The organism is Nostoc parmelioides FACHB-3921 (assembly GCF_014696625.1).
GTDB lineage: Bacteria > Cyanobacteriota > Cyanobacteriia > Cyanobacteriales > Nostocaceae > Trichormus > Trichormus parmelioides.
The window spans coordinates 125,113-132,378 of record NZ_JACJQL010000017.1; the positions used below are offsets into that span (position 1 = coordinate 125,113).

The 7,266-nt window shown below is 38.8% G+C and carries 8 protein-coding genes; 6 read left to right on the plus strand and 2 right to left on the minus strand.

Annotated elements, in window-relative coordinates; translation table 11 throughout:
- Nucleotides 1-2: 2 nt before the first annotated feature.
- Nucleotides 3-1,718 carry a hybrid sensor histidine kinase/response regulator gene (locus H6G14_RS14085; protein ID WP_190567999.1) on the plus strand — a complete coding sequence of 572 codons (1,716 nt, stop codon included), beginning with the start codon at nucleotides 3-5 and terminating at the stop codon, nucleotides 1,716-1,718.
- Between the two features lie 555 nt (nucleotides 1,719-2,273).
- Here the strand turns inward: H6G14_RS14085 and H6G14_RS14090 are convergent.
- Nucleotides 2,274-3,137: a DUF6671 family protein gene (locus H6G14_RS14090; protein ID WP_190568000.1), complete on the minus strand. Its 864-nt coding sequence runs from the start codon at nucleotides 3,135-3,137 to the stop codon at nucleotides 2,274-2,276.
- Nucleotides 3,138-3,232: 95 nt separating this feature from the next.
- Here H6G14_RS14090 and H6G14_RS34025 point away from each other — a divergent pair, with 95 nt between their 5' ends.
- The 4 genes from H6G14_RS34025 (at nucleotide 3,233) to H6G14_RS14110 (ending at nucleotide 5,419) form a co-directional block, all read left to right on the plus strand.
- On the plus strand, nucleotides 3,233-3,358 hold the full coding sequence (locus H6G14_RS34025; RefSeq protein ID WP_277884315.1) for a hypothetical protein: 126 nt from the start codon (nucleotides 3,233-3,235) through the stop codon (nucleotides 3,356-3,358).
- 118 nt (nucleotides 3,359-3,476) lie between these two features.
- Nucleotides 3,477-3,695 (plus strand): glutathione S-transferase N-terminal domain-containing protein, encoded by a 219-nt coding sequence (locus tag H6G14_RS14100; protein ID WP_206757603.1) that lies wholly within the window; start codon nucleotides 3,477-3,479, stop codon nucleotides 3,693-3,695.
- A 107-nt stretch (nucleotides 3,696-3,802) separates the two neighbouring features.
- Nucleotides 3,803-4,756, plus strand: coding sequence for a DMT family transporter (locus tag H6G14_RS14105; RefSeq protein WP_190568002.1), 954 nt, complete (start codon nucleotides 3,803-3,805; stop codon nucleotides 4,754-4,756).
- A gap of 9 nt (nucleotides 4,757-4,765) precedes the next feature.
- On the plus strand, nucleotides 4,766-5,419 hold the full coding sequence (locus H6G14_RS14110; RefSeq protein ID WP_190568003.1) for an HAD family hydrolase: 654 nt from the start codon (nucleotides 4,766-4,768) through the stop codon (nucleotides 5,417-5,419).
- Between the two features lie 55 nt (nucleotides 5,420-5,474).
- Here H6G14_RS14110 and hisC read toward each other — a convergent pair whose 3' ends face one another.
- Nucleotides 5,475-6,536, minus strand: coding sequence for a histidinol-phosphate transaminase (gene hisC, locus H6G14_RS14115; RefSeq protein WP_190568004.1), 1,062 nt, complete (start codon nucleotides 6,534-6,536; stop codon nucleotides 5,475-5,477).
- 122 nt (nucleotides 6,537-6,658) lie between these two features.
- Here hisC and H6G14_RS14120 point away from each other — a divergent pair, with 122 nt between their 5' ends.
- Nucleotides 6,659-7,081, plus strand: coding sequence for a class I SAM-dependent methyltransferase (locus H6G14_RS14120; RefSeq protein WP_242053427.1), 423 nt, complete (start codon nucleotides 6,659-6,661; stop codon nucleotides 7,079-7,081).
- Nucleotides 7,082-7,266 lie beyond the last annotated feature (185 nt).

A 7,266-nucleotide genomic window follows, 5' to 3' on the forward strand; every position in this document is an offset into this window, starting at 1 on the left:
GCATGATTAGCATCTGTTCACAGACCAATAAAATCCAAGCGGTCAGAGTGCTGATTGTAGAAGATGAATATATCTTGGCGATTAACTTACAAGAAAGTTTAGAGTCTTTGGGATATACAGTTGTAGATATTGCAGATTCGGCAGAGTTAGCCATAGATAAAGCGACAGAACTACAGCCAAACTTAATTTTGATGGATATCAGGCTACGAGGTGAAGAAGATGGTATCCATGCAGCCGAAAAAATCTGGCAGAATCTACAAATTCCCATCATATATGTGACAGGACATTCTGATAAAAGTACTGTGGAACGAGCAACGCTCACATCCCCTTTTGGCTACATCCTCAAACCCGTCAGAGAAAAAGAACTTTACGTCGCTATTCAAACGGCCCTCAATCGCTATGAACGTGAGCAATTTCTGAGTTCCGTGCTGCGATTTATGGGAGATGGTGTACTGGTGGTTGATTCTCAATTGCACATCAAGTATATGAATCAAGTCGCAGAAGCACTTACCGGTTGGCAATTTGATGATGCACAAGACCGAAATTTAACTGAAGTCGTTCAGTTAATTGATGAACAGACTTTCAATTCTATTCAAAATCCTATCATCTCGGCTATTCAAAAACAAACAACAGTTTATTTAGGCGGTGGTGTTTCGCCGACAGTCGGTCATCGCATCATGTTAATTACCAAAGACGGCACAATGATCCCAATTACCGATAGTGCTACCCCCCTACGCAACAACAACGGTGACATTACTGGCGCAGTCATGGTTTTTCGAGATGACACTCAACGCCGACTCACAGAAGAACGCCATCTCTCTGCTGAACGTAATCGACAACTGGAAATTCAAATGGCAGAAATGCAGCGCTTTAACCAGTTGAAAGAAGATTTTTTAGCATCTACCTCTAATGAGATGAGAACGCCATTATCAAATATCAAAATGGCCATTTCCATGCTAGAAAATGTCATGAATCAGCAGAGTCTTTTAAAATCAGCCACCGCTTCTACTTCTGCATCTGTGTCTCGCTACCTGGGCATTTTACGTTATGAATGCGAACGGGAGTTAACTTTAGTAGATGATTTAATTAATATGCGGATAATTGATACAGAAAGTTATCCTTTAGATATCACTTACATTCATCTGCAATCTTTACTATCCGAGATTATTAACAGTTTTCAGGAAATTACCCAAGCCCAAAAACAGATTCTAGAAGTTAGTATTTCTGATGATTTACCAGCTTTAGTTTCTGACTCAAGTATCCTCAGCAGAATTATCTCAGAACTCCTTATGAATGCTTGTAAATATACTCCTGCTGGTGAGCGCATTACCGTAAATGTAGATTTTGAACACAATCAAAAAAGTTTAACACCACAAGATGCTCAATCTGGTTTATACAGAGTCTCTTCATTTCCTTATTTTCAAATTAGAATTAATAACTCTGGAGTAGAAATTCCTTCAACAGAACAATCTCGTATTTTTGAGCCTTTCTACCGATTTACATACAACAAAACACTAGAAAAATCGTCTGTGTTTGACCAATCCTACCAAATTCCCCAAAGTGATTATCAACGAACTAGTGGTACAGGTTTGGGATTATCACTAGTGAAAAAACTAGTACAGTATATTCAAGGTACAGTTGAAGTTACGAGTGGTCATGGCCTAACCACTTTTATAGTTCAATTACCTTTGAGTTTATCAGTGAATTATTCTGGATAAGTAAACTATTTTTTACTATGATTTACTCATTATCATGTTTTTTAAAAAACTGCTTAATATCTATAAGAAACTAATGCGCTTCTAAATTGCATAATTCCTAATAAGGAATGCTGAAATTCAACAGTAATAGCCGAAATTGATAAAAATTCTATTTCCTTGCTTGTATTAAGCTATACATTTTTGATGCACTCAAAGTATTATTTATCTATCTATTGGTGGAATTGAAAATAAGGCTATAAATACTAAATAAATAAATATTCCGATCACCTGACGAACTTGAAATCTAAATCTTCCCATTGCTACAATGCAAGGGAAGATTTTTTATGATTAAAATCATAAGAATAAATACACAAATTAGAATTATCTATCTTTAGGAGGAATTAAATTAAAGCAAATAGATACTAAATAACTAATAGCCCGATTGCCCAACCGGGCTTTAGCTCCATACTCCCCCCATGTTTTACCTGGCAAGGGGGGATTTATTACACAAAATTCCAACTATTCTCGTTCAAACTTGAATTACGAGTTACCTTGGATTTAAAATAGCCTAGCTTATTATGGATTACAGTACATACATTGGGATGGGTCTGCAAATTCTGTGCCATTAGGAAATGGTTTATCTTGTCTAAAACCGCATTTTTTACACTGATAAATTGCTCTCAGTGTTAGGGTTGTTGGCATATGACAAAGTTCGCAAGGTAATCCCTTTATTCTTTCAGTAATTTCAAACCCAGGGGTATGACATTGTGGACAGCAACTGCTGATTTTTTGGAGTAAATTATGAGTAGCTTTTTCAATATTTTTCATGCGAGTAGGATTGTAAATTGCCCGCATATCTGTCTCAATATTTATTTTACTATTGGGTGATTTTTCTAGACCGAAATTGATTGCTTCTATCAATGCTGTTTCTTGTGTAATACCTTTAATCATGTCATGACATTTCTTGTCTAAGTTTTCAAACCAAACAACTAAACCATGTTCCGGAAAACCAACTTTCTTAGCAAAAGTATATGCCTCATCTAAACTCTCTACAACTTGATGGTTAAAGTTCGTATCTGTAGAAAAGTATTCACCAATAATTTCTATATCATTGATTTTATCTAACAAAATGATTATTTCTCTATTAGAGTAGATGTAAGGTACTAATGGATGGGGTGCAAAACTACCTTCGCTAGCAATAGCTAAACTTTCTCCTGTAAACTCTAAAGCTTTCTCTGCTTTTAATCTCGCTGCGGAAATTTGCGTGCCTGGGCGTTTTACTTCCCTGGTAAATGTGCCAAAAATATCTGTATTAAAATCCGGTGGTACTATCACCTTAACACCTAAATCTTGTTCTAATAATGGTGCAATTACCTTTTCCTTGTGGTGCATTGTCGCCAATACAGCTAGGCGATCGCTAAATAATTGCTGATAATTCATTTCCTTAATTATGGAACAGTTAATTATTATAAATTTATACAATAACTTTGCTTCTTTTAATCGCTGGATAATTTGTAATATGCTCTTCTCGCCATATGCAGCGTGTAACAATACGTGTAACAATAATCGGCAATATCCCAGTCGGGATTTATGGTAAACAGAGTGAAGCCATCAAGGGAGACTATTCTTTCTATAACCGCAGTGAACCAGCTTTAGTATAAGGTAATGCACGATTTCATACGGCTCGGCCAATAAATGGGTGGAAATAAACACCATACTTAGATCCCCAACGTCTCCCAGAAATCGGGGATCTATGACTAGGGCGCTCTCAACTTTACCTTGTTTTATGAAACTATTCTTGAGAAAAACATCTCAATACGCACCTATAGTGAGGTGGCGATTATTGAGCTAGATTTAGTTGATCAAGTAGAACTCCAAGAAGTCACAATACGCGATCGTGACAGCGAATTATTCAATAATAATCCGGCGGGTAAAGTACCAACCCTAGCGACTGATGATGGATTCATCTTAAGTGAAACACAGATTATTGTAAGCTAAAAAGCCTGAGTCTTAATTGTAATTAGTAATTTGTGGTTAAGATTCCAATTACCAGCTATTTTCTCTTGAGATAATAAAGACGAATTAGGAATTACAAATTACGAATTATGCTTACGGTTTTGCTATCTTCCCTTGTTTTGACATTTCATAATGTTACCGTGCGAGTTTTGTTCTCCCAACATCTCGTGCTGGGTCTATTTTTCATTGGTGGATACGTAAAACCAGATTTGCAAAATTCCTTCTTGCTGATGTTTATGCGAATGTTGCTGGTGGTTCCACTGATGGCGGCTCTAGCATTTAAGTTATATCCATCGGCGGGGAAAGAATTTCAAGACTTGTTCAGTAGGGAACGCTTCGATGTTCTCACCCAAGCACTTGGTTGTGGGGTATTGATGTTTATCTATATTGCTGCACTCTATGTTGCTATTGGTTTGATTCCGACAGGAATTGCTTTGACATTGTTCTTTACCTATCCTGTGTTTACAGCACTGCTAGCTTGGAAGTTTTTCGGCGATCGCCCTACAATATTCCGATGGCTAGTCATGGGGATTGTTCTCATAGGTGGTGTGCTGACCATTCCTCAATCTTCTAGCAGTTATAGCAGTCATACCATTGCGATCGGCATTTGCGCTAGCCTGAGCGCTGGGGTAGTTTATGCCTTCTATAATGTCATTGCCCAAAAATGTTTGGAAAGATTCCATCCCGTTCCATTTACTTGGATCAGTTTTGCCTCTACTCTGCTGCTTTCCGGTCTGAGCCTACTGCTTTTTTCGCCTTCCAGTTCTCAGCTTGATTGGACACCTTTGTGGATTGGTAGTATTTTTTCGGGCGTAGTTAGTTTTATTGGACACACCTTAAATAATCTGGGGATTCGGATGATTGGCGCAACCAAGGCTTCTATCATCGGTTCTAGTAGTCCAGCTTTGACGGCGTTAGTTGCATGGATAGCAATCAGCGAAAGTTTAAATTTGATCCAAAGTTTGGGGATTAGTGTTGTCTCTTTGGGAATCGTGTTATTGAGCGGAGAAGAATTTTTTCGTAGTCTTCAAAAGAGGGGTTAATGATAAATTATGTCCATTTCCGCTATTTTATTTGATCTGGATGGAACCTTGACTGATCCCAAGCTGGGGATTACTCGCTGTATTCAGTATGCTTTATCTGAGTTAGGTTATAAGCCACCGGATGCTGATGAGTTGCTTTGGTGTATTGGCCCGCCTATTCAAGAAAGCTTTTCTCAGCTATTAAATACTTCTGAGAATAGGCTGTTGGAGGAAGCGATCGCCCTTTATCGTCTTCGTTATTCCACAATTGGATTATTTGAAAATTACCTTTATCCCCAAATTATAGATATTCTCCAAAAGATTAGATTGGCTGGTTATCAAACCTTTGTCGCCACTTCTAAACCTCACATTTATGCAAAGCAAATTATTGAATATTTTGATTTATCTGTGCTTTTCGATGCCGTTTATGGTAGCGAGCTTGATGGCACAAGAACTGTGAAAAGCGAGTTAATTAAGCATATTTTAATCACCGAAAATCTGGCACCCTCTACTGTGGTCATGGTAGGCGATCGCCTACACGATATTATCGGAGCAAAGTTAAACCATGTGACGGCAATTGGTGTGACTTACGGCTATGGAACCGAGGAGGAATTGAAGATTCACGGTGCTGATTTAATTGCCCATTCTCCAGAAGAGATTAACAAATTATTGGTTCATGACTGAAAATATGAATTCTTATCAGTTATCAGATTTTTATTCTCCATCTCCTTTATCTGCCTCACTCTCCAACCCGTAACAAATCCCTCAACGCCTGTACCAGAATTTGATTTTGCTCATCAGTGCCTACAGTGATGCGTAATTTATCTTCTAGCCCTGGTTGCTTGAAATAGCGGATTAAAATCTTCTGTTCTTTAAGTTTTTGATAGAGGTATTCGGCGTTACCTTGAGGCGGTTGGGTGAGTAAAAAATTGCCTTGGGAATCCCAAACATAAAAGCCTAATTGCTTTAAGTCTTTTGCTAGAAGACTTCTGGATGCTTTCACCTTTGCCACACAAGCGTTTTTATAAGCTTGATCACTGATGGCTGCTGTGCCAACATTGCAGGCGATCGCATCAATGTTATAGCTATCTTTGACTTTAAACAATCCATCCAATAATTTGGGATTCCCTATCCCAAACCCCAAACGCAACCCAGCTAAGGAATATCCCTTAGAAAGCGTCCGAATCAAAATCACGTTTTCATATCTCTGCACTAAATCCAAGGCACTTTCTTCAGCAAAATCTACGTAAGCCTCATCTATGACTAAAACCCCAGGTAATTCACTGGCTAATTTCCGTAAGTCCTCACTTGGCACAACATGACCAGATGGACTATTAGGAGAAGCAATAAATGTCACCGCTCCATCAGCAGCAATCAATTCTGCCACAGGTAAAACGTTGTCGTTCTTGTAGGGAATCTCCAAAATATCCGCCGCCTGCATCTGGGTTAGTGTGCGATAAAGCACATAAGTAGGCATGGGATAGACCACTTTCCGTCCCGGTTCAGCACAAGAACGAATGACTATACTTAGTATTTCATCACTGCCATTACCCACAATGATCCAATCACTAGGAACACCTAAAACTTTACTTGCCGCTTGTCTAAACTCTCCCCCAAACGGTTCTGGATATCGCCGCAACCATTCGCCATCAATATCTTGTAGTGCTGCTAAGGCCGCAGGCGAGGGGGGATAAGGGTTCTCATTACTGTTGAGTTTAATTACCTGTGTTCCCCGTGGTGGTTGTTCACCAGGAACATAGCTAGCCATAGCCTCAACATTAGAACGGAAGTAATTAGTCATAAAAAATTCAAAATCAAGAAATGCAATCTAGGGTATCAAAATGCCAGACAAATGGAATCCAGAACAAGATGAACGATTTCAAGCAGAACGAAGTCGTCCGTTTTATGACTTAGTGGATTTATTTGGTACAACCTCAAGAGAACCTACGAATTTTAGATTTAGGATGTGGAACAGGAAAGTTAACTCAGTATCTCCACGAGACATTAGCAGCTAAGGAGACAGCCAAAGAGTTTAGTCAAGAATTAGGGGGATATACGCGACGTTTGGAAGTACTAACTCCATCAGCATACGCCAAACTACTTTATAAATTAGGCTTTGTCCAACAACAAGTGAAGTTACAAATGTATGGTCATGTATTGCCTTTACGAGAAGCCGTTGTGGAATGGTATCGTGGCACATTACTCACAGCTTATGAATCGCAATTAGATAGTCAAACCTATGAGCAGTTTGTGCAAAGCTATCAACAAAAATTATTTCAAGTCTTGCCCGATGAGCATCCATTTTTTTTCCCCTACAAGTGGATTTTAATGTGGGGAAAGATTTAAATCTTTTGTCTCTATTGCCTCAGAGGGTGACAAGCTAGCTATAAAAGTTGCTGCATAAGGGAGAGGGCAGGAAAACATATAAGTAGCTAGGTGCAATTAAATATAAAACGCTCTAGTCTGTATTCACCCGCTTCGCTACGAGTTTTCATGCCATCCATGACAGCAATGGCGCTCATCGTACTCAT